General features: G+C 48.1%; 19 protein-coding genes. 9 read left to right on the top strand and 10 right to left on the bottom strand.

Features of this window, described 5'->3' with window-relative positions:
- Positions 1–25 precede the first annotated feature (25 nt).
- From ACYVFD_RS02825 to ACYVFD_RS02815, 3 genes are read right to left on the bottom strand one after another with little or no spacing between them, the layout of a single operon-like run.
- Entirely contained in the window at positions 26–400 is a 375-nt protein-coding gene (locus ACYVFD_RS02825) for an Hpt domain-containing protein (protein WP_461088235.1), read from the bottom strand.
- 38 nt (positions 401–438) lie between these two features.
- The gene (locus ACYVFD_RS02820) at positions 439–1,968 is read right to left on the bottom strand and encodes a response regulator (protein ID WP_461088234.1); all 1,530 of its coding nucleotides are present in this window, start codon (positions 1,966–1,968) and stop codon (positions 439–441) included.
- A 3-nt stretch (positions 1,969–1,971) separates the two neighbouring features.
- Entirely contained in the window at positions 1,972–3,111 is a 1,140-nt protein-coding gene (locus ACYVFD_RS02815) for an FIST signal transduction protein (protein ID WP_461088233.1), read from the bottom strand.
- Positions 3,112–3,484: 373 nt separating this feature from the next.
- Here ACYVFD_RS02815 and ACYVFD_RS02810 point away from each other — a divergent pair, with 373 nt between their 5' ends.
- Entirely contained in the window at positions 3,485–3,613 is a 129-nt protein-coding gene (locus ACYVFD_RS02810) for a 30S ribosomal protein THX (RefSeq protein WP_461088232.1), read from the top strand.
- Between the two features lie 64 nt (positions 3,614–3,677).
- On the opposite strand, the gene ACYVFD_RS02805 is transcribed toward ACYVFD_RS02810, so the two are convergent.
- Positions 3,678–6,278, bottom strand: coding sequence for a hypothetical protein (locus ACYVFD_RS02805; protein WP_461088231.1), 2,601 nt, complete (start codon positions 6,276–6,278; stop codon positions 3,678–3,680).
- A 415-nt stretch (positions 6,279–6,693) separates the two neighbouring features.
- Between ACYVFD_RS02805 and ACYVFD_RS02800 the strand changes: the two genes are divergently transcribed.
- The 7 genes from ACYVFD_RS02800 to ACYVFD_RS02770 all read left to right on the top strand — a co-directional run bounded on the left by ACYVFD_RS02800 (position 6,694) and on the right by ACYVFD_RS02770 (position 14,542).
- Positions 6,694–7,203, top strand: coding sequence for a response regulator transcription factor (locus ACYVFD_RS02800; protein ID WP_461088230.1), 510 nt, complete (start codon positions 6,694–6,696; stop codon positions 7,201–7,203).
- 234 nt (positions 7,204–7,437) lie between these two features.
- Positions 7,438–8,613, top strand: coding sequence for a sugar transferase (locus ACYVFD_RS02795; protein WP_461088229.1), 1,176 nt, complete (start codon positions 7,438–7,440; stop codon positions 8,611–8,613).
- A complete protein-coding gene (locus ACYVFD_RS02790) occupies positions 8,592–9,521 on the top strand; it encodes a glycosyltransferase family 2 protein (RefSeq protein ID WP_461088228.1) in 930 nt (309 codons plus the stop codon). The genes ACYVFD_RS02795 and ACYVFD_RS02790 overlap by 22 nt, the downstream gene beginning before the upstream one ends.
- A 43-nt stretch (positions 9,522–9,564) precedes the next feature.
- Positions 9,565–11,097 carry an O-antigen ligase family protein gene (locus tag ACYVFD_RS02785; RefSeq protein WP_461088227.1) on the top strand — a complete coding sequence of 511 codons (1,533 nt, stop codon included), beginning with the start codon at positions 9,565–9,567 and terminating at the stop codon, positions 11,095–11,097.
- Complete coding sequence (locus ACYVFD_RS02780) at positions 11,054–12,199, top strand: glycosyltransferase family 4 protein (RefSeq protein WP_461088226.1); 1,146 nt, start codon at positions 11,054–11,056, stop codon at positions 12,197–12,199. Before ACYVFD_RS02785 ends, ACYVFD_RS02780 begins: the two co-directional genes overlap by 44 nt.
- A 113-nt stretch (positions 12,200–12,312) precedes the next feature.
- The gene (locus ACYVFD_RS02775) at positions 12,313–13,170 is read left to right on the top strand and encodes a glycosyltransferase family 2 protein (RefSeq protein WP_461088225.1); all 858 of its coding nucleotides are present in this window, start codon (positions 12,313–12,315) and stop codon (positions 13,168–13,170) included.
- Between the two features lie 154 nt (positions 13,171–13,324).
- Positions 13,325–14,542 (top strand): glycosyltransferase, encoded by a 1,218-nt coding sequence (locus ACYVFD_RS02770; protein WP_461088224.1) that lies wholly within the window; start codon positions 13,325–13,327, stop codon positions 14,540–14,542.
- A gap of 123 nt (positions 14,543–14,665) precedes the next feature.
- Here the strand turns inward: ACYVFD_RS02770 and ACYVFD_RS02765 are convergent, their stop codons facing one another.
- The 6 genes from ACYVFD_RS02765 to ACYVFD_RS02740 all read right to left on the bottom strand — a co-directional run bounded on the left by ACYVFD_RS02765 (position 14,666) and on the right by ACYVFD_RS02740 (position 22,962).
- A complete protein-coding gene (locus tag ACYVFD_RS02765) occupies positions 14,666–16,384 on the bottom strand; it encodes a GMC oxidoreductase (RefSeq protein ID WP_461088223.1) in 1,719 nt (572 codons plus the stop codon).
- Between the two features lie 36 nt (positions 16,385–16,420).
- Positions 16,421–16,960, bottom strand: a complete 540-nt coding sequence (locus tag ACYVFD_RS02760) for a gluconate 2-dehydrogenase subunit 3 family protein (RefSeq protein WP_461088222.1) — start codon at positions 16,958–16,960, stop codon at positions 16,421–16,423.
- Positions 16,961–16,988: 28 nt separating this feature from the next.
- Positions 16,989–17,921, bottom strand: coding sequence for a sugar phosphate isomerase/epimerase family protein (locus ACYVFD_RS02755; protein WP_461088221.1), 933 nt, complete (start codon positions 17,919–17,921; stop codon positions 16,989–16,991).
- A gap of 56 nt (positions 17,922–17,977) precedes the next feature.
- Entirely contained in the window at positions 17,978–20,773 is a 2,796-nt protein-coding gene (locus ACYVFD_RS02750) for a PQQ-dependent sugar dehydrogenase (protein ID WP_461088220.1), read from the bottom strand.
- A gap of 142 nt (positions 20,774–20,915) precedes the next feature.
- Positions 20,916–22,076: a XylR family transcriptional regulator gene (locus ACYVFD_RS02745; protein WP_461088219.1), complete on the bottom strand. Its 1,161-nt coding sequence runs from the start codon at positions 22,074–22,076 to the stop codon at positions 20,916–20,918.
- A gap of 115 nt (positions 22,077–22,191) precedes the next feature.
- Entirely contained in the window at positions 22,192–22,962 is a 771-nt protein-coding gene (locus ACYVFD_RS02740; RefSeq protein ID WP_461088218.1) for a 4'-phosphopantetheinyl transferase family protein, read from the bottom strand.
- A 112-nt stretch (positions 22,963–23,074) separates the two neighbouring features.
- Here ACYVFD_RS02740 and ACYVFD_RS02735 point away from each other — a divergent pair, with 112 nt between their 5' ends.
- Positions 23,075–24,082, top strand: coding sequence for a gliding motility-associated C-terminal domain-containing protein (locus ACYVFD_RS02735; RefSeq protein WP_461088217.1), 1,008 nt, complete (start codon positions 23,075–23,077; stop codon positions 24,080–24,082).
- The last annotated feature ends 6 nt before the right edge of the window (positions 24,083–24,088 follow it).

Raw genomic sequence — 24,088 nt, 5'->3', positions numbered from 1 at the left:
AAAGGAATCAAAAACAACTGGATACCTAGCTAGTCAGTCGGGCCAATTCTTCCCGAATCAAAGGCATAGCTTTGTCGAGGCCATATTTAAACTGGCTCCAGCCTAGCTTTATATCTTCCGAACTTCCGCCTGTTTTGGCCAGTGTCTCGATGCTCCGTAGTTTAGCTTCTAAAGCCGTTAGGCCAACCATTCCAACCCAGGGCAACATTTTATGAGCAATTTTAGCGACTTCGGTCCAATTTTGTTGATCAATTTCCATTTCGATCTCCCGAAAATCGGGGAACACCTCATCCAGAAACAGCTCGAACAGGCTGGCAATCTGATCATTATCACCGTCGTACAATTCATTCAGGCGGTCATAGTCAATGGTATGTAAACTAGCCGAATTAAAATTCTCCATGGTCATTAACTATATAGACTCTCTCTTATATACACTGACTAATTGCCGGGAATCCGCTGGCTATATTTCGCAATTTTATTAAATAAATCTTTAGGATTGAATGGCTTAGTAACATAATCATCCATACCTACATGCACAGCCCGGTCCCGATTGCTAAAGGTAGCGGATGCAGTTAAGGCAACAATAGGAATGCGGGAATTCATTTTTCGAATTTCGGCAGCCGCCGTATAACCATCCATTACGGGCATCTGTAAGTCCATCAAAATCAGATCGTAATTTTTGGTTCGGCATTTATCCACGCCCACCTGACCATTTTCGGCCGTATCGACCTCAATACCCCATTTATGCAGGAACTTCAGCGCTACCTTTACGTTGACGGGATAATCTTCGACCAACAGAATGTGTAACCCCTTTAGTGTCTTTTCATCAACCGTATCCGGAGCAGCTATAGTCACAGCAGCCGTTTGACTAATGGGTAGGTTCAGGATGAAAGAGAACGTAGCCCCTTTTCCTTCCTGACTATCGACCTGAATGGCACTACCATACAGTTCGAGCAACTTTTTGGTGATGACCAGCCCAAGCCCCGTGCCGCCGAACTTACGGGTAGTGGCCGAGTTGGCCTGGGTAAACATGTTGAAAATAGCCTCCTGCTTTTCGGCGGCAATACCAATCCCCGTATCCTGAACCGACACAAAAATCGACGCCATTTCTTCAGTCCGATTTTCCAGTGCCAGTTCGATGGTGATGGTGCCGTGATGCGTGAACTTAATGGCATTAGACACCAGGTTCGTAAGTACCTGACCGATACGCAACGAATCGCCAATCAGTGCATTCGGGATATCATCATCGATCATCAACCGAATCCGGTTGCCTTTTTCCTGTGCTTTGGCCTGTTGAGCCCGTTTTATATTCGATACCAGCTGTTTGAAGTCGAAGGTTGTTTCTTCCAGTTCAACTTTCCCAGCTTCGATCTTGCTGAAGTCCAGAATATCGTTGATCAGTGCCTGCAGGTGTTCGATCGAGAACTGAAGCGTTTTCAGATTTTCGACCATCGTTGGCGGTACTTCTTCCTGTAACATCAGGTAAGTCATGCCCACAATTCCGTTGAGTGGTGTTCGGATTTCATGACTCATCATCGACAGGAAGTCCGACTTTGCCTGCGTGGCTTTTTCAGCTTCGTCTTTTGCCAGGCGCAATTCAGCCTCGATGCTCTTCCGGTATTCGATTTGTCGCTGCAGAAAATTGACCAGGCCTACGAGGTTGTCGTTATCGAAATCAGCAATGGAATCGCCTTCGGGGACTTCAATCAATTCAATGGCTTCCATCAGTTTTTCGACCGACTGCCGACGCTGGCTGACTTCCTCTTTTAACCGCTGATTTACCTTTGAATACTCCCGGTCATTCAATAAGGCTGAATGTTCGAGCAGTTCGTTATCGCGGGCAAAGTTCTGGTAAGATTCATTTACAGACTGAATGAACTGCTGTAGGTTTTCATTCTGAAGGCATTCTTTGGTTAAATGCCGATTTATCTGACGTACTAGTGTTTTATGTAGCGCTCCCTCATTCATTACTTACTGCTCAGAGAAAATGGTTATGGTCATGGTTTGGTTATGGAGTTCGCCGGGTGAGTTGGGGCCCGCCGGAGCAATTTCGCCGTACGAATAAAAACCGGTAATACAGGGTTCGCTTCCGAAAATTCCCCGAGCCACTTCTACTTCTTCCTCCGTACGCTGCCCCAACACGAGCTTCCGGCCAACGCAACTAATCAATAAAGCCAATTCGGGGGTTGTTCCCAACTGTGTGAGTGAATTCTGGGCGGCCGTTGCCGAGGCTTCAACCAGCCGATCCAAATTTGGCCGCATAAACCGAACGGTAGACCCTTGTGGAATATCGCCGGCAAATACCATACTCTTCGCTGTTTCGTCGATGGACAAAATTGTCCGTACCAACGGTCTGGAATCTGGGGTTATCTTAATCGACAGCGGAAACAGTAAGGCCGTTCCGGGTAACCCTTCGGCGTATTTACCCAGGTAATCCTTATACAAATCTAATGCACTTCGGTCGTCGATCTGGTACAGTTCATTATACGTCGACTTGGTCACTTCGCGTTCAGGTCCGAATACATCCCATCCGCCCATGGTGCCATGACCTATCTTTAATTCTTTTCCGTAAAGGCCAATACCGACTACTTTACCGGATTCGGGATTCTGATTAGCGCCAACCAGTGTCCGCTCGAAGCGGTCGGCATCGCCAGCCAGACCACCAATTACAGGCACTTGCTTCTTCAGGCATTTGTTGGCAGCTCCCGTCAGTTCACTGCCGTTTACAACGCCCCCATCGGAGATCAGGATGATACCGGCCAGTTCATCGCCATCGAGCGCACTGCCAACCTGCTCGCCTACGCGCCCGCTGTCTTTATGGTTACTGATGTCGAACTGCACGGTGCGCACCATCGACTTTTCAAATTCTACTGCCGTAACCACCAGCGTCTCGTCGTACACTTTATCGGCAACAATCTCGCCTGAGGTTGAATTAATAACGATTTGAGCATTCGGATAAACTTCCCGTAAATACGCATAGGAATCGATCGTTTCCAGTAGTTTCCGCCCCCCGAAAGCCAGTACTAATTGTGCTTTTTCGGGTACAAAATCCGGGGATTCTGAAACCGTTTCCCAGTTATTCGCCGAAAATTTAGATTGCCTTATTTTCATATATATAAATCGGTAAAAATCACAATAATAGGCTATTTTGTTTACCTACAAAACTACTAAAAAAAATTACTAAATTTATTTAATAAACAATAATGGTAATACTTATTTACCCTTTAAAACCACTCAATAAACATTTATACCCTAATTACTCTCTTCATTAAATCTATCATTATCAATATTCTCATTTTGCAACTCTAACTACCCAGCGACCTACTCCGAAGGTTATAATTTTTCAGCAATTATTTACTTCTCGGTAAAGTCCCGTTCTTGTTGGCTTGAGTAGGCTAACAACCGTATAACATAGTATATCTGTCAAAAATTTGTCTTTTTCGAATAAACTACACAAATCATTCAACTAAACTACGACTAGCGTATGGGCAAAGGCGATAGAAAATCCAGGAAAGGAAAGATTTCCATGGGCTCGTATGGCAATACTCGCCCGCAAAAACCTAAACAGTTGGTAATGTCGAAACCTGAAGCCAAGCCAACTGCTAAAAAGTAAAACAGGAATCATAAAAAAGACGCCAGCGATTCGTTGGCGTCTTTTTTATGATTCCTGGATAAACTTATCGGGTCTTAGTCTTCTTCGCAGGTTGTTTTGGTGCTTCCGTATCCACTGGACTCATTGAGTCAGCTTCAGGCATAGGTTCCATTGGGCGATTACGGCTTTCCCGGAACGCAACAAAGCCAATCAACCCGATCAGGAGCACATTGCAGATCAGATCAATCATATCGCCAGTTTTTGCCAGCGGGGGATCGAATCGAAACTCAATGGTATGCTTTCCTGCCGGAACGTGCATGGCACGCAGCGTATAATTAGCACGCAAGTGTGGAGCTGGCTTACCGTCAATAAAAGCCTGCCAGTCTTCTTGGCCCCTGTAATATACTTCTGAGAATACGACCAATCCATCCCGAACGGCGTTTGCCTGATAGATTAGCTTATCAGGCCTATAGCTCGTCAACTGAATGGAACTACCTGTGTGGTCCATTTTAGCTGGCAAATTCCCTAATTCGGCCGCAAATCGTTTGTCGACTACAGCCGTGTCGCGTGGGTTCAGGGTTTTCATTGCGGCCATTTCCTCATCCGCGTTGGCCACTTGCTGCACGTTTCCAACAAACCAGGCAGCACCCAGCACCTCCGGATTTGGAATCACGATCGGCCCGGCCGGTTGCTGCGGATTAGCCGGATTAGCCTGCCCTTCCTGAATCACGTATTTCGCATTCAGCATGTTCAGAATGTGGAGCGTATTGGGCTGAAACGCGTAATTGATCAGTTCGTTGTACCGCCGGAGCCGGGTTGTGTTGTAGCCCCCTATCGATCGATGGAAGTAGGAAGTCCGGTTCGTTTCCATAAACGACCCCGTCTGGTCGAACACGCGATACCCCAGCGATTTGTCCTGAAGGATCTGTTCATCGGCCGGGGTTGGCTCAAAAATATTCGTCACCTGCGATTTAGGCACAAAATCGGCGTTGTTCAAAAACCGCTTGTCGACAGCAAACAGATCGAAAATGACGACAGCCAGCAGTAAGGGGTAGAATACCGTCGACTTAATTTTATCGGTGATAAATAACCAGACAATCCCGGCAGTCAATACGATCAGAATAACTGACCGGAATGCATCGGAACGCATCATACTTTGCCGGTCGCTGATGAGGGGAGCCAGAAAATCTTTACTTGCCTCGCCAAAATACCGGGATAAGATCATCGCGTCGTTGGGGGTCTGGAAGGTAAAGAACGTTCCGCCCATAACGGCCATTACCAGCGCCACACCCGCTGTTACGCCCAGGCTGATCAGTAGTGGTTGCCGTAATTGAGCAAACGTGAGTTTCTGATTCACAATAGTCTGAAGCCCCAGCGCTGCCCCGGCCGCCAGAAACAACTGGGCTAAACAAAACGCCATGGTCATGGCCCTGAATTTGTTCAGGTAGGGTAAGTAGTCGAATAAAAACTCATTGAAAAATAACAGGTTTTTACCCCAGGCCAGCATAATCATCAGCACGGCGGCACTCAGCAGCCACCACCGGATTGGATTACGAATAACAAACATCCCCAGTACAAAGAGGAACAGTAGAGCTGCCCCTGCATAGGCCGGTCCGCCTACCATCGGCTGATCGCCCCAATACGTGGGTGCCCCTAATTCAGCTAGTTGTTTGGCCGCTCCCGGATCTACCCCCCGATTCACCATCGCCTTGTAAAACTCAGAGTCGGTTGTCAATCCACCTCCCGATGCCCCTCCAAAGGCGCTTGGAATCAGCAGCGTGAGTGTTTCGGCCTTCCCATAACTATAAGTAAAGGCGTAATCTTTATCCAGTCCTCCTTTCGATTCACTGCTTGGCGTTTTCCCATCGGGATTCGTTGTTTTCGCCGTCAGCTCCGACTTACCCCGAATCGTTTCCTTCGTATATTGATTCAGCACCAGCAATCGTTTACCGAAACTGCCCGCTGCGATTGCGCCAACCACGGCCAATGTAGCCAATCCCAACGCAAATTGCCGTCCCTGACCATTTCGGATTAAGGTAATCCCTTCAATAAGGACGTAAAGGCCGACCGTCATGAACAGATAGTAGGTGATCTGAATGTGATTAGCGCCTAATTCCATCGACAGAAAAAGACCTGTCAGCGCAGCCCCAATCCAATAACGCCCCCGCAGCGCCAGAATAACCCCAGCCAACATACCCGCTCCGTAGCCCAGGGCAAAAAGCTTGGACACGTGGCCCGCTTCAAGGCTAACAATGCTAAACGTACCTAATCCATAGGCAGCAGCTCCCAGTGCCGCGAGCCAGGCATTACACCCCAGTACAACCAGCAGGATATACATACTGAACATCACTACGAAAACTATACTGGCCGTATTCGGCAATATATTAACTACCCCCATCACGGCTTTATACACCAGGATATATGGATAGTTGAAATCGATCATATAACCGGGCATACCACTAAATACGGCATCGGTCCAAAGCGGTTTATCGCCCGTTTGTTTGGTTATGTCCCGTATTTCACGAGCAGCCGCCGACGCTTCCTGAACGTCGTGCATCGACAGCGTTTTTCCCGATAAAACAGGAGAGAAATAAACTAAGGTTAGGATAAATAGCCCCAGTATAGCAATCAGGTGGGGTCGAAATCCGGTCCGCCGGAGCGGTTGAAATCGGGTTGGTTGGTTCATAAATACAACTGATACGTAGGCCAAAGATACGGCTTTGTGCTAAAACGGATAGGATACTTATGGATTGTTCATGCTTACTGACCGATCCGTAAGGGTCAATACTAAAACGAGGTCGAAACAGCTACCGCTTAATCAATTTTGTATTTTATTAAGTTAACTATTAGTCTATGGATAACACCGCATTAGTGGATTATACATTCAAAAGGCTTATAAACGTAAAATATTTATTATCAGAAGGTTAATCACTCTAACAAATTAATCTAATTTAATATATAAAGTATAATTTTTCCGAGGCAATTGACGCGACCTTATAAGAGGAAAGTAGTTTTTTTTTACTACAAAAAGTAACCGGCCATTTCTCCGGTAGTCTAAAAATTTAAAATCTAACCCATAAGTAATTTTAACTTCATAACAAATGAACGCCAGGTATCATTTGCTGATTGTGGATGAAAACCCGTATGTGGTGAACATTCTCGTCGAAACACTGAATAAAGATTTCAAGATTACGGTAGCTAATTCGGGGCAGGAAGCTGCCCGGCTACTGATTCAGGGAAATCGTTTTGATTGTGTATTGACGGAGTTGGATCTGACTTTTTTCAACGGTCTTGAGCTAACCAAACTTATACGAATGAGCCGGCTGGCATCTCAAACGCCGGTAGTTATCCTCTCAAACGTACCCGACAGCGCAACTCGGATTCAATGTCTCGAACAAGGCGTTGATGCGTTTCTTTCCAAGCCATTTAACCCATTAGAAGTAAAAGCAAAATTACACGCACTACTTCGGCGGGTTGAATTACCTATTGAAGAAATTCATCGACAACTTATGCCTCTGTCTAATGAGCCAGAAACGAAAACGTTCTGGCATCAAAAGTCGCGACTTTTGTCGATGCTCTTTGGTAATTATTCTTTGTCCCAAAGCGCATAAGATTTTTCTGATTGCCTTTCAACTCGTTTAAGCGCTTCAGCGTTTAGTGTACTGCGTACATTCCGTATTATATAGTACTATTTCAAGAAAAAATACGATTCAATATAACATAGTTTCGTGTTTACTAACGATTCGTTTGTATTTCATTACTAAATACATCGGTCTTCCACTCCGATTATGTCGGTCTGCCACCAATCATATTACCCTTTTTCAACGTCCATTTTAGAAAATAAAATGTTAAATACTTGTGTCTTATTGGTCATGCAGGACGATCTGATCGCCAACCGCATTGCTACCATTGCAGGCACGACCTGTTCTGTGGTAAGGTTCAGGGAAGAGAAAGACGCCCAACAGTGGCTGACCGATAGTCAGAAAGTAGATCTGATCATTGCCGATAAACATACAGGCCTGGCAACGGCTGCCATCATCCGGGCTAAAGAAGATTATCGACTGGTTCCTTTTCTGGTTACCTGCCGACTCGGCGAAACCCAATTACTCCAAACAGCGCTGATCACAGGCGCTACTGACATACTGGTCATTAACGAAGACAATCATCGACTCGCATCGAAAATAAACTACTACCTCTCCTTAAATAGTCAGGTTCGCGCTTTTTTAACTCAGGATTCGTCCTCAACTCCCGTTCACCATCTGACCATTCCCTGGTGGAAACGAGTCATCGACATCACGGTTTCGCTCGCTATTCTATTCCTGCTATCGCCCTTGATGCTGCTGGTTGCGTTGCTGATTTTTCTGGATTCTAAAGGGCCTGTCATCTACAAGTCAAAGCGGGCCGGAGCCAATTTCCATGTTTTCGACATGTATAAGTTTCGGACTATGCGCGTCGAAGCCGATCAATTATTAAATCAACTTGCCGACCATAACATCTATGCCCCCTCAACAAGTCCAAATACTCCAACAAATGATGTGGAACACCTTTGCAGTGCTTGTCGAGCACAGGGGATATCCTGTCAACGTCTGCTTTTTGATCAAGACAAACCCATCTGTGAAAAAGCGTATCTACAGGAAGCGAGGACCTCAGCTAAATTTATGAAATTCCGGAACGACCCGCGTGTAACCCGACTGGGTACGTTCCTCCGCAATAGCAGTATCGACGAATTGCCTCAACTGTTCAACATTCTGCTGGGCGATATGTCATTGGTTGGCAACCGGCCACTACCCTTGTACGAAGCCGAAAAGCTTACTTCCGATGAATTCGCCAAGCGGTTTGCTGGTCCGGCCGGATTAACGGGCCTCTGGCAGGTGCAAAAACGAGCTAAAGGCCAGGAAATAATGTCGGATCGGGAACGAACATTACTCGATATCGAATACTCTCACACGTTTTCACTCAAAACGGACCTCCTCATTATCTGGAGAACCTTTTTCAGCTTATGGCAAAAAGAGAACGTGTAATGGATAAGGAAGGGCAGGCTTGTGTGTCGATTATCACGATCAACTATAACCAGGCTGAAATAACCCGGCAATTTCTGGAGTCGGCCAACACCCTAACTTATCCGAATTATGAACTGATCGTAGTCGATAATGCATCGGCCCAGCCGCTTGATGCCGTCATCGACTCAACTCAATATCCTCACCTGCGCATTGTCCGGAGCGAAGAAAACCTGGGCTTTACGGGTGGGAATAATTTAGGCATTCAGCTAGCTAAAGGTGATTTCTTTTTCATTGTCAATAACGACACCGAGTTATCGCCAGCCATACTGGACGAACTGTTGAAGCCCTTTGCCGAGAACGAACAGGTAGGTGTTACCTGCCCTAAAATTCGTTTTTTCGATGCGCCCCAGTTGGTACAGTATGCTGGTTATAACCCGATTAACATGTTTACCGGGCAGACTACGGCCATTGGCTTTAAGCAAAAAGACGATGGACAGTTTGATAAGCCGCATTCGACCTACTTTGCCCATGGCTGTGCCATGATGGTGAGCCGAAACGTGGTGGAGAAAGTGGGGCGATTTGCGGAACGCTTTTTTCTGTATTACGAAGAACTGGACTGGTCGCAGCGCATCCGGAATGCAGGTTATCTGATTTATTACCAGCCGTCGGCATCTATTCTTCATAAAGAATCGGTGTCGGTCGGGCAGAATAGCCCTCTGCGAACCTATTACCTGACGCGCAACCGCATCCTGTTTATGCGACGCCATTGTTCGGCGTTTCAGCGGATGGTGTTTTTTCTGTTTTTCAGTGCGTTTGTGTTTCCCAAGCATGTTGGTACCTACCTGATTCTGGGTCGGCTGCAACATGCAAAAGCCTTTATTAACGGTGCCTTCTGGAATCTAACTTCACCCAGTATATCGCCGGTTTAGTCATACATTAAGCTCAACGAATGACCTTGGTCCATACCCTGTTATGAATCTGGACTTACCAACGAACCACCCTTTTCAGCTTATCGGCCAATGGCGCGATAAGCCCTGGTTTTTTACGGTATTAGGCCTCCTGGTAGCAGTTTTAGCCGGTTGGCTGGTGGGTGCCTGGGGTATTATGGGCGCGCTTGTAACTGTAGGCCTGCCTGTTGCATTAGGCATAGGTATCAGCATCCTGCTGGAACCTCGTATCGGTCTGTTCCTGTATGTTCAGCTTAGTTTTATCCTCGGATTTAGTCGTCTTCTGGAAACGGATTTAGCGCTGGGCACGGGATTGGATGCCGTGCTGGTATTAACGCTGGTAAGTACCTTCCTGAATGGTAAACGGATGAACTGGAAACGACTACGTCGGCCGGTCTTCTGGCTCCTGATTACCTGGATGACCTTTACGATTCTGGAATATTTCAATCCGGGTCACCCCTATCCGGCTGCCTGGTTTTATGGTGCTCGCTCGCTCTCGCTCAACTGGTTTCTGATTGCTATTGTGGTGCTGGTAGCACCCATTACCAAAAAGGATATTCGTCTATTTATAGGAGCCTGGCTTTTCTGGTCCTTTCTAGCTGCTTTATGGGCGTTTAAGCAGCAGTACATCGGTTTGGAGCCTGCCGAAGTCCGGTGGTTGGCCGCAGGGGCAGCCAAACAGCATATTTTATGGGGCCAGTTACGCAGTTTTTCATTTTACTCCGATGCGGGTCAGTTTGGCTCCGAAATGGCAGGCGTAACGCTGGTGTGTATCATCTTCTTTTTTGAGACGCAGTCCTGGTTAAAACGATTTCTTTGCGTCTTTCTGGTAGTCATTTTCTTCTGGGGTTTTGCCGTGTCAGGTACGCGGGGAGCCCTATTTGTGATTGTAGCCGGTTATCCAGCTTATTTCATTTTAAAGCGGAACCTGGTGTACATTTTACGAGGGCTGGCCGTTGCCCTTCCTATTTTAGCCTTCCTCTTATTTACCCATATTGGCGACTCTAACTACCAAATCTGGCGGATACGAACCGCGCTACGACCGACGCAGGACGCTTCCTTTCTGGTTCGACTGGAGAACCAGCAACGGTTGCAGCATTACTTAAAAGACATGCCCTTTGGGGCTGGCATTGGTACCACATCGGGCAATGGGCAACGGTTTACTCCCAACTATTTTGCCTCCCAGATCCCAACCGACAGTTGGTACGTTCAGGTCTGGATTGAAACCGGGATTGTAGGTTTGTCCGTGTACCTGACCTTTCTGGGCATTATTATGCTGATCGGCACCATTAAAGTCTGGCAACTGAAAGACCCGTGGTTAACCTCCATCATGATTGCCCTGCTGGCTGAGTTTGCCGGAATCTGTGTGGTGAGTTACACCAATCCCATTCTTGGCCAGTTTCCGACCAGCACTATTCTGTTCATCAACTCGATTTTATTTACCACCTGTGACCGCTGGGATACACCTGTTCAGCCCCGGTCATTGGTTCATTCTACCCATAAGAGCTATTTATATGAGAATCGGAATAGAAGCACAACGACTCCTACGTCCGCATAAGCACGGAATGGATATCGTCGCGCTGGAAACCATACGAGCGTTGGCGAATCATAGGGAACACGAATTTATTATTTTCGTCAAACCCGACGCAGACCATAAGGGGTTACCCGACTCACCGAACGTGCAGTTGGTGGAGCTTCCAGGTGGCCCATACCCCGTTTGGGAACAATATACGCTCCCAAAAGCAATTGCGCAGTACGGTATCGATTTACTACACTGTACGGCCAATACGGCCCCGCTCAACTGCCCGGTACCTTTGGTTGTAACACTCCACGATATTATTTTTCTGGAACGACAGCCCTTGTTGGCAGGAAGCTGGTACCAGCGGTTCGGAAACCAATATCGACGCTGGAATGTACCCCGTATTGTTCGGAACTGCGAGCGGCTTATCACGGTATCGAACTTTGAACGTCAGCGGATTATCGATCATCTGCACCTCGATCCAGCCCGGGTTGTATCCATCTGGAATGCTGTAAGCAACCAGTTTCGGGTTATCAACGATCAGGACCAACTGGATAGCATTCGCCAGAAGTACAAACTACCCAAAGACTTTATCTTTTTCCTGGGAAATACCGACCCTAAAAAGAACGTACGCGGTGTATTAGAATCGCTACTTTTACTGAAACAACAGGGACAGCTCACCTTACCAGTCGTTATTTCGAATCTGCCGGCTTCAGCATTAAACGACATTCTAACTGAAATTGATGGTCATTCGCTGATAAACGACATTATTTTATGCGGCTACATTCCCAATTATATCCTGCCGTTTATTTATAATGCCGCTACGATCTTCCTATGCCCATCCTTGCGGGAAAGTTTCGGGTTACCGATACTGGAAGCGATGGCATCCGGTACGCCTGTACTTACGTCAACGACTTCTTCGATGCCCGAGGTGGCTGGCAATGCAGCCTTACTAGTTGATCCAACCTCAACGGAGGAAATGGCCGATGGCATTAATAAGCTCATTTCCAGATCGGATCTGCGGGATGATTTACGCCGGAAAGGATTACAACGGGCAACTCTCTTCTCCTGGGAAGCCACAGCGGGAAAATTACTCGATGTATATGCCGATTCAGTCAATAAGTACAGTTTAGTGTCATAAACAGCATCATTCTTTTTTCTGTTACCCTATATATATTGGCTTACTCAACTTAATCCTTTCTACGCAGCCTGTGTGGATTGGAAATCACGAAAAATCTCCTTCCCTTACAGATCATGAACGTTTTATCTAACCCTAACTGGATTAAACCTTACGAGTACCCGTTCGAAACCATCGACCAGGTGCCACAGACAGTATTTGATGAGATCAATGCCCGTTTAGATAAACGCATCAGTCGTACACCGCTGGTTTCGGTTGTCATTGCCGCTTTTAACGAAGAGATCAATTTGATCCGTACCATCAGCAGTTTATCAGCAATGGAAACAGCTATTCCATTTGATATCATTGTTGTTAATAATAATTCGTCGGACCGTACCCAGGAGACCATGGAAAAACTGCACATCCAGCGGCTCTTTCAACCCATTCAAGGATGCGGTCCGGCTCGTCAGCTAGGTCAGGAAAAGTCTACCAGTCAGTATATTCTTCTGGCCGATGCAGACTGCTTATATCCTAAAAACTGGCTCAACGAGATGATGAAAAAACTGCAGCAGCCGGGCGTAGTCTGTGTGTATGGCCGGTATTCGTTTATCGCTCCACCCGATATTCCCCGCTGGCAGTTCTCGCTTCACGAAACACTAAAAGATATGATGGCCGAAATTCGTCATATCAAACGCCCATACCTGAATGCTTATGGTATTAGCATGGGCTATGTACGCGAAGCGGGGTTAAAAGCTGGCTATATTATGCATAACACTCGTGGCGACGATGGACGGCTGTGCTTCGATATGATGCAATACGGTCGGGTTGTACAGATGAAAACGAACTCGGCCAGAGTGTGGACAGGTCCCCGAACTATCCTTCAGGAAGGCACGCTCATACATGGGTTAAAAACCCGAATCGGCAAAGAGCTAAAACGGGCATTTTCTTACTTAATGCCCCACCCTCCACACGACACAAAAACATCACAGAATTAAGTACAATTGCTCAATTGGCCAATTTGACTAACACGATGCTTAATAAAGCTTAATTTTATTTAATCTAACACACCTATCAACTGCAACGTACTATTCGTCCACAGCGTACCTAGTAATAATTACCATTCACCATAAGGGCGTTCCGCTTGCATACATGCAACAATTTGACAGCATAGTCTGCCTGGGTCAGACAACCTGGGAAGGAGATTTCCAGAAGGCAGTTGTGCAACTCATGACCGAATTATCTGTTCGGCATAAGATACTGTATGTCGATTATCAATACACATTGAAGGATTGGGCGATGGGCCTTGCCGGACGACACGGAATGCCTATTCGTGAGCTTATTCGGCTGAAAGATCCGCTTACCAAAAAGACATTCGCCAATGGACATGAAGTACATGTCTGGACTCCGCCCCTGATGCTGCCCGTCAACTGGATGCTGCCCAAAGCACACGATTTACTGGTTCAGCAAAATGTAAGTCGTTTGGTGGCGGGCCTTCGCCGGGTCATGCGGCAACTGGACATGAAACACCCGTTGGTTATCAACGGGTTGAACCCAGTCTTTGGCTTACCTATGCTAAAGAAGCTGGATGAGTGTGCTACGATTTATTACTGTTTTGACGAAATCACCATCATCAACTGGATGCGTCGGCATGGTAGTCGCTACGAACCTGACTATCTTCGGCAGGTTGATGCGGTCGTGACAACTTCGGAAACCCTTCGCCGGTCGAAGTCGGGCTTACAGCCCAATGCTTTTTGTGTGAAGAATGGGGTCAACTTCGAGTTGTTCAATCAGGCATTTCAGTTAGCTCAGCAATCGCCACCGACTACCCCAATTGTGGGTTACCTGGGTACGGCCGATAACCGGATCAATATCGACATTGTTGACTACTGTGTGCAGACGATGCCCGATGTCACGTTTCAGTTCATTGGAGAAATACAGGAGCCTGCCATAACCAAACGCCTGTGCACATACCCCAACGTACTTTTTACACCATCACGACAACCTGGAGAGCTTCCGCCCTTACTGGCGCAGATGAGTGCGGCTATGATTCCATTTGTATGTAATGAACACACCTATACTATATATCCGCTAAAAATCAATGAGTACCTGGCGGCCGGTTTGCCGGTTGTGTCAACTCCATTTTCCTTATTAAATGATTTCGATGGCGTAATCGAATTAGCAAACAGTCCGGAAGAGTTTGCCAGAGCATTACGAAAAGCGCTAAGCGATACAACTCCCGCACGAGTAGCTGATCGGGTGACCATGGCAAAAGCCAATTCGTGGGCGCATCGGGCAGAAGAGTTCGAAGCCGTTATTCGTCAGATTCCAGCCGCCTGGCAAGAAGAATCGCTGGCAGGTCAACTATAATTATTTGATTGCTTGTCTGGAGCATCTCAGATAAACAATTCAGCCGCATTACTGCACAGCTATGTACAATAATGCGGCTGAACGATTTTCCACAGAACGGGGAATCCTGATGCAGTTGATCGCTTACAAAAGCCCCTTTCGCATTTCTTTCACCGCGTGGTCGGCAGCCCGTGCCGTAATGGCCATGAACGTTAGCGATGGATTCTGCGTCGATGTGGAGGTCATGCAGGCCCCATCAGTCACAAAGACGTTCTTGCAGGCATGCAACTGGTTCCATTTATTGAGCATTGATGTTTTGGGGTCTTTACCCATCCGTACGCCACCCATTTCGTGGATGTCAAGGCCGGGGGCTTTGTCAGGAACGTCGTGTGTCTGAATATTGGTAAACCCGGCAACCGTCAGCATTTCAGTCATTTGCTCGTGAAAATCCCGAATCATTTTTTCATCGTTATCATCGTAGGCAACGGATATGCGAAGCAGTGGAATACCCCACTGGTCGGTCTGATTCTGATCGAGGGCGACGTAACTGCTTTCTTTCGGAATGGTTTCGCCCATCATGTGCGAGCCCACGCGCCAGTTACCGTATTTGGGCTGCATCAGGCTCGATTTCAGGCTCTCGCCCATTCCTGACGTATCGATATTCGTCATGCGGGATGACCCAAACCCGGCGGCATAACCCCGCAAAAAGTCGGTTTCCTGTTTGAAGACGTTACGGAATCGGGGAATATAACTGCTGTTGGGCCGAATACCTTCGGTTTTGGTATCCTGAAATCCTTCGTGTTCAGCCGATATGGTTGTACGGAAGTTATGAAAGGCGATGTATTTCCCTAACAACCCATTGTCGTTACCAAGTCCATTCGGAAAACGAGTCGAGGTCGAGTTCAGCAGAATCAGGTTTGAGTTCAGGCAGGCAGCATTGACAAAGATGATGCGGGCATAATACTCCGTCATCTGCTTGGTATGCGCATCGATCACCCGAACGCCTGTTGCCTTATTTTTTTTCTCATCGAAAATTATCGAATGCACAACCGAGTCAGGGCGCAGGGTCATTTTACCGGTTTTGGCTGCCCAGGGCAAGGTCGATGAGTTACTGCTGAAATAGCCACCATACGGACAACCGCGCTGGCAAAGAGACCGGTTCTGGCACTGGGCTCTCCCCTGCTGATAATGAATCGGTTGTGGCTTGGTCAGGTGTGCACAGCGACCGATAATGATGGGGCGGGTGCCGTTGTAATGCTTGGCCATCTGATCGGTGAAGTGCTTCTCCACGCACGACTGTTCATGTGGGGGTAAAAACTCGCCATCGGGCAATTGGGGCAGGCCATCCTTGTTGCCCGAGATACCCGCAAACTTCTCTACGTGACTATACCAGGGGGCAATATCGGCATAGCGAATGGGCCAGTCGACGGCAAAACCATCACGGGCAGGGCCGTCAAAATCGTAATCCGACCAGCGTTGCGTTCCCCGCGCCCACATGAGCGATTTACCGCCTACCTGATAGCCACGAATCCAGTCGAAGGGTTTTTCCTGTACATAGGGATGCTCGGCATCTTTCACAAAAAAATGGGTAGCATCTTCCCGGAACGCATAGCACCGACTGGCTATGGGATTGGTCTCCCGCATTTCCCGTGTCAATTGACCCAGATGTTGAAATTCCCAGGGCTGCATCATCGTGGTGGGGTAATCCGTAATGTGTTTGACATCCCGGCCCCGCTCCAGCACCAGTGTTCGTAAACCTTTGCCGGTCAGCTCCTTGGCCGCCCAGCCTCCGCTAATTCCAGAACCAATGACAATAGCATCGAAGCTACGCTCTTTAACCGAATCTATATTGAAGTAAGACATGATAACGAATGAAAAGAAATGATCTGAAACCGGCCTTTATCGGCTGGCATTTTCAATTGGCTTCTGGACAGGCACGCAACCGTGATAAAAACCGGGAGCCATGTTGAACTTTTCCACATTGACCAGGTAATACTCCGAATTCATGTATCCCTGAATGGTCAACCGCTTGGCCATATCGACAAAGAGTTTACCAGCCGGGTCAGTAGAGGTAGACAATTGAGTTAGAATTGCCAGCCGCTGAGTTGGGTCACAATCGACAAATGACCTGGTGTAAGTTTGCTGGGCTGTTGTATCGACCAGCGCCAACCCTTGCTGAAGCGTTGTTTGAGCAGGTAAGCCATAACAATCCCGAATCATCCGTAAGGCAAACTGATGGACTTTTAGCGTCTTAGCCCCCGGCGTTGTAGTTTGGGGAATGAACGTCTCTACGATCTCGCCCAGGAGCGTCTCTTCATCGACCGACACGATGGCTACGGATCCTAGTGATTCGGGTGTCCAGCCAGATGCCCAGGCCGGAAGACTCACCAACCCGCCAACCGTTACGGCTAAGTTTTTTAAGACAGAACGTCGTTGCATAGGTAATTAATTGGTTAATTCTATAGTATCAGGAAACCCGTTGACCGATCCGGTCAAGCAGGAGTTTGGTGGCACGAATACCTTCGTCTTCACTAAGCCGGTTGCCCGAATATTCGATGCCGATATAGCCTTTAAAGGCGGATGTTTTTTCTTTCTTCACAATCTGAAGCAGCCGTTCATAGTCGATCGTTACTTCGTTGCCCTGCTCGTCAAAATCCCGCGATTTTGCACTGACGCCTTTGGCAAAGGGCATCATTTCCTGCACGCCCAGGTAGCGATCATAAACCTCCGTGTCGGACAGTTTAAAATTGTCGAAATCGGGCAAGGTACCGGCATAGGGGTTATTGATCTGCTTCATCACCTGCATGAGCCACTTCCCATCGGACGAGTAGCCGCCGTGATTTTCAACAATAACACCGATCCCTGCTTTGGCTCCGTACTCGGCCAGTCGTCCCAAACCATCGACACTACTTTTAGCGATTTCATCGGCGGTTCCTTTGCCGCGCAGATTAACCCGGATGGAATGACAACCCAGAAACTTAGCTGCATCGATCCACTGATAATGGGATTCAACAGCCTGCTTCCGTTTGGCCTCATCCAGATCAGCCAGTGGCCCGGCCGTATCGATCATGATCAGCACATTTCGAACGCCCAGGTCCTCGGCCCGTTTCTTCAATTCACTCAGGTAAGTCTGGTCCTTGGCTTTGTCCTTGAAAAACTGATCTACATATTCAACGGCACTGATGCCAAAATCCGTCTTCGCTTTCGCCGGAAATTCCATATTCGTCAGCTTACCGGCCTGTAAGGTTCGGTGCAGCGACCATTCGGCCAGTGAAACCTCGAAGAACATCTTTTTGGCCGGAGCCGCCATAAGACTGTCTACCCAAACCGAGTTCAGCAAACCGGCTCCGGCCGATGCCACTCCAAACTGTTTAAGAAACTCACGTCGTGTTGAAAGCATTTGGTTAAGGATTGGAAGGAACAGCGTTTGTTATGTTGATGGTTCTACGCTCCGTATCAGCTATTATCGGGTACAAATTGAATGGCGGAGACACGCATCAGAATCTGGTTGTTTCGGGCGTTGGCATTCCTAAAAACAAAGTAGAGTTTGTGGATGCCTTCAACGCTAGAAATAGTGGCTTTAGCAGGTGCCGGTCTCGTAATCGGTACTGCTTGTGAACCCGCTGGGCGTGTTGGGTCACGAACCACAACAAAGGGCGTTTCACCAATTAGTTTGCCCGAGGGCGAGTCCAGCCGAACCTCAATGGTTCCACCAGCCGCATCCACTTTGGGCGAAGCCTGTACAGCAAAATCTATTTGATGGATTCCTGACAGATCAATGTCGTGATACCCCAGATAGGCTCCTGGTCCAACCACATAAAAGGCTTTCCCCTGAGCGGTAATCAACTCTGTACTTTTCGATTCGTCGGCGGTTTCGGGAGCCACTGTCGGACTTCGCAGGAAAATCAGGCTTTCCGACATGCTGGATGGGATTAGGGATGAGCCTTTATCGGTATAAGCCGCTCGCAGTACAAATGATCCTTTTGCCCGTTCTCCATCTGGAATGCTGGTGGTGTAACTTCCCCTGGTTGGCAGCATTTTCACGGTAGCTTTCTCGTCCGATAGGCTCAGAATATAGTTTACGATCTGGGTTGCGTTGTCCAGCGAAAGACCCGGATGCGGGCTCATGCTCGATTCCCCCCAAACACCCTTTCCTCCAGCTATTACTTTCTTCGCCAGTCGATCTGAGGCACTCTTGTCGCCTTTGTATTTCGCAGCGATCTCTTTGTAAGCAGGCCCAACCGACCGTGTTTCCAGGGAATGACAAGCCTGGCAATCGCTGCCCGCCATTAACTGTTTTGCCGTTGACGCCAGCATGGCCGCAGCATCGGCATACCGGTGACCAGCCGCCAGTTCGACTTTATCGAAGCTTTCAGGCATGTACTGGATATTGACCGCCACTTGACTGGGCGAAATACGACCATCCATCAGGCTCCCATCTTCCTTATCACTCACATCGACAGCATATTCAATCGTTTTGCCCGGAAAGAAGAACGTCTTATTTCCCTTTGTAATGGAAAACGTTACGACAGGCGATTCATTACCCGCCTTCAATTCCAGCGACTTACTGTTTTTAGCCCCTTTTGTATCCGTTACGGTTAGTGTGGCGGTATATAGGCCGGGCTGCTCAAGTGTAAACGTCGGATTGGCTTCAGTCGATGTTTTGGCGACGCCATTTGATGACTTAACTTCCCACTGATATGCCAAGGCATCGCCATCGTAATCCGTTGACCCTTTGGCTGAAAGAGCCACCTGAAATGGAACCGCACCTCCGATTTTATCGGCCGATGCCTGTACGACCGGTTTGCGATTACCCCCATTGTATTCGATGCGTACCAAACGGGCGTTGTCATTTCCGCGAAACCAGTTGCTACCATATTCGAGCAGGTATAGGTCACCAGTGGCACCAAATTTCATATCGATGGGGCTGTCGAATCGTTCGCTGGGTAGAAACCGCTCCATCGACACGTAATTACTCTGCTGATCCATTGTTACGGCCATGATCCAGCCCCGGATAAAATCGGTGATGAACCATTTTCCTTCGTAATAGTCGGGGAAAAGACGCTCAGCATTTTTAAAATCGGCCTTGTGAAAGATTGGTCCGCCTACGGCACTACGTCCTCCGCTACCCATAAGCGGAAACTTCTCAGAAGCCCCGTATGAATACCAGATAAACGCACCCTGTGCGGGCGGAAGCTGATTCAGACCGGTATTGTTGGGCGAATTATTAATGGGTTTAGCCGGATTAAATCGCTCGCCCGATGCTCCGGTAGCAAAGTCCCGATCCCAGTAAGCCGCATTGTCGCCCACGAAGTAGGGCCAGCCAAAATTGCCAGCTTTACGAGCCTGATTGAAATCGTCATATCCATTCGGGCCAATGCCCACCGAATCGCGCATGTCAGGGCCTACTTCGCCCCAGTACAGATACCCCGTCCGGCTATCGATCGACAATCGCCAGGGGTTGCGCAAGCCCATCACGTAAATTTCGGGGCGGGTTTTCGCCAGTCCTTTTCTAAACAGATTACCCGATGGAATGGTATAGGAACCGTTCGGAGTGGGGTGGATGCGGATAATTTTACCCCGAAGATCATTCGAATTAGCCGACGATTTCTGCGCATCCCAGGGCGACCGACCAGATCGTTCGTCGATGGGCGTATAGCCCGTAACGCGCGGGCTGGTATTGTCGCCGGTTGCCAGGTAAAGATTTCCGGAACGATCGAATACCATCCCTCCGCCGGTATGGCAACACTGTTCGCGCTGGGTGGGAATTTCGAGCAACACTTTCCGCGACGACATGATCAGTTCATCCCCACGAAGTTCATAGCGGGCCAGAATGTTTTTAGGCTCATTACCCGCCGGTGAATAATAGAGATAAAGCCAGTGGTTGGTCTCATACTGCGGGTCCTGAACGACGCCCAGAAGTCCATCTTCGGCTTCGGATACGGCCCCCTCACTACTGGTGTATTTGGTACTGACGGGTATGGTAGCGATCAGGTTGATTTTTCCGGTAGCCGGATTGTAACAATGAATTTGCCCCTTCCGCTCGATAAACAGCACCCGCCCATCGTTGAACATCGTCATGGCCATTGGCTCATCTAGCTTATCCGCTAAAACAACCCTGGTAAACCGGTTTTCTTCAGGTGGCTGGCCTGTCTCCATCTGATTTACCCATTGGCCATGATCTACCGACGAGAATGACAATAGGGCAACCAACATGATGAAAGCCAGTAGTGCAGAAGGGAGCTTATGCATGAGGAAGAGTCCAGGTAAAAGCTAATATTTACGTTGAATAGTAAAATTTACCACCCCTCAAAGGTACCTATTTTTGAGAACTGATCTTGCGTAATTTACGTAATCTTATCCTCGTTTTACGTTGACCGCTGGCTGTTTCGCCTTACTGAAGCGTTAACATTTTACGATATTCCTGCGGAGTGCATCCTTTAAGCTCCCGAAACTGACGAGCGAGATTTTTGGCATCCGGGAAGCCACACTCGACAGCTAATTCGTAGATCGATTTATCAGTTTCAAGCAGTTGTCGGGCCAGTTTTTCGATTCGAAGCCGGAGAATGTACTGATAAACGGGCAGGCCAGTCGTGTGCTGAAACCGGATCTCAAATGCACGTCGGGAAAGGGGAACCTGAGTCAGTACGTCGGTAACGCCCATTGGCCGGTCGATATGCTGATGAATATACCGCAGCGCCTGTTGAACATAAACATCAGTTGTTGCAAAAATTGCCGTCGACTCGCGCTCGATAACCTGAACCGGGCGCACCACAATATCAGGTCCAGTGAGGGTTTTGGTGGTGATGAGTTGGTCCAGTAGCGCTGCGGCCTGATACCCTCCCCGCATGGCGTCCAGACTGATACTAGATAAGGAAGGATCGGCAATATTGCAGATAACCTCGTCATTATCAACGCCTAAAACAGCCACCTCTTCGGGAATGCGAATACCGGCCAGTTTGCAGGCTTCGGTAATGTGCTGCCCCTGGTCGTCGTCGCAGGCCATGAGGGCAACGGGCTTGGGAAGCGATTTGAGCCATTGACTAAGCGATGAGGGCTTGTAATACCACAGTTCGCCGGAGCGGGCTTTTTCATGCTCAAAATAATAAACACTATACTTATGCTGCCGGAGCGTTTCTTCAAAGCCCATCGCCCGTTCTCTTGACCAGACAAACGTATTGAAGCCGTAAAATGCAAACTGCGTATAGCCTTTTTGCAGAAAATAGGTTGCGCCTATCTTTCCGGTTTCGTAGTAGTCGCCTGTAATGTTGGGAACGTTGCCGAAGCGTTCTTTTAAATCCTGGGCAATCAGTGGAATGCCTGCCTGGATGATCTGTTCGGCATCATCTTCTTCATAGAGTTGGGCAATTATGCCATCGGCTCCCCACTCGTTTGCCCAGTCGACAATACCCTGTACGCCAACTGTTTCCCGAAAAAAAATAGGCATCCGACAAAATACCCAGGGACCGTGTTCTTTGGCATAAGCCGTTATGCCCCGGAGCAGGCTTTTGCCATAATCTTCTGAGAAATCGGATAATAACATCACTTTAGGCATACAGACATTCGCTTCCGGTTGTTGAAACCCAGTAGCTCAGAGAACGCACAGACGTAATTATTATACCCACCAATGACTTGCTTTTAACTGAAAGCCAGTTCTCAAAGCCCCTGTTTTATACGTCCGTATTTATAAAGAAACGATTATCAAGGTTGTAAAATTGAGGCATTCCAACCGTTGCTGGATAAGCCACTGCCGCCGGATAGCCCTCATCAACCGAAAAACTGTTTATCAACCAGTTATTCGAAGCACCAATTACTGAGCTATCAATCCTATGCGTGCCATCTAGTGAGGGGACCCGAGCAAAATCCTCATCGACTCCTTTGGCTGTTGCTTTGACCAGCGCTTCTTTCCGCGTCCAGAGTTGGTAGAACGTTTCGCCGGGATTGTGGCTTTTGCCAATAAACTGCTGTTCTGGTTGGCTAAAGCTCTGAGCGATAATATCCTGAAAGACGAAACTCGAAACGACCTTTTCCAGATCGACGCCAACCAATTCTCTACCAACAGCTACCAGAATCCAGTTTCCTGAGTGGGACATGTTAAAATGCCAGTCCGCCGAATGGGCTAGTACCGGCTTTCGATTAGTTCCAATCGTCAGGGTAACATCGGCAGGGGGCAGCCCTACATAGGCCCCAAGCAATCGTCGAATGATTCGTCGGCCGTAAACGAACCGATGCCGATCGTCTGCTTGTCGAAATCGCTGCGCCCGGATGATTTCATGGGATTCCAGTTCGGCAGGTTCATCGCAAATCTCGGTTAGCGTTGCCAGGTTAAACCGAAAAACGGCCAAATCATCCGTGTACGAACAAGTAGTCCAATCCTGCCAAGAAAACGCCGGAATCGTTGTACACGAAATGACAGCGGTTGCATCGATTCGGTTAGACATGAATCTAAAAGAGCAACATTAATTAACAAAATAACAAATTTGACACACAAGTAAACAATCCAAACGACCAAATGGTGACCGATCTTGTAGAACCTTGTCTTAATAGATAGGTATGAGATGTGCGGCACGTAAAGTTATCAGAAATAGTCTTCTGCTATCTAATAAGTTACGTTTAGTAATCAGTCTGATTACCTGTTTTTACTATGCCTGTTTCCAGTCGGTAACGGCCCAACAGTGCGCAAATCCCTCCGGCGAGTTACTGGTCAATCAAACTTTTGGCCTGGCTGGGGCTCCCGTTTCGCTTTCGAATCAGACCTCCTATGAATTTGAACCTATCGATTGCCCTGGCGATGGGCAATATGCGGTTTTAGCCTCACTGGATGGCTCCTGCTTTAATTCGACCTGGCATGCCGTCGACCGGGACCATACTTCCAGCAGTGTCCGTGGCAATATGCTGGTGGTCAATGGCGGCAACAAAGCAGGTGTTTTCTATCAGCAGCCTGTTTCGGGCTTATGCAATGGAACCAGTTACGAAATTTCGTTCTGGGTTATGAACCTGCTTCGGACCGAAACCTGCCTGAACGCCCTGATTCCTAACTTATCCATCAGCGTTGAAACCTCCGAAGGATTGGTTTTTCAAACCCTGTCAATCGGGCAGATTCTCCAGACAGATACGCCCACCTGGCGCCGTTGTTCGCTGCTTTTTACAGCCCCGACATCGACCGAAGACGTTGTGATTAAATTGATAAACAATCAGGGCGATTACGGCTGTGGCAACGATATGGCCCTCGACGATTTTCAGGTACGGCAATGTGGCGAATGCCCCGATCAGCCCGAAACCGTTTATGTACCCGATGCATTTACACCGAATAATGATGGACTGAACGACCGACTCACCTTTTTTACGCGGCTCAAAACGACGGGAACGTTTACGATGAAAGTCCTTAACCGGTGGGGAAACCTGATCTTTGCCAGCCAAAACTCAGCCGATACCTGGGATGGAACGTTCAATGGAGCGCCCTGTCCGCCCGACACCTATACCTGGATAGTCACTTACCAGGCTGCGACACCGTCCAAACGGGAGTTTAGCCGGACTGGTCACGTTTTACTCGTTCGCTGATCTATT

Source organism: Spirosoma gilvum (assembly GCF_054776815.1).
Note: the sequence above shows the minus strand (reverse complement) of the source record. Positions and strands in the feature narration are given on the sequence as shown.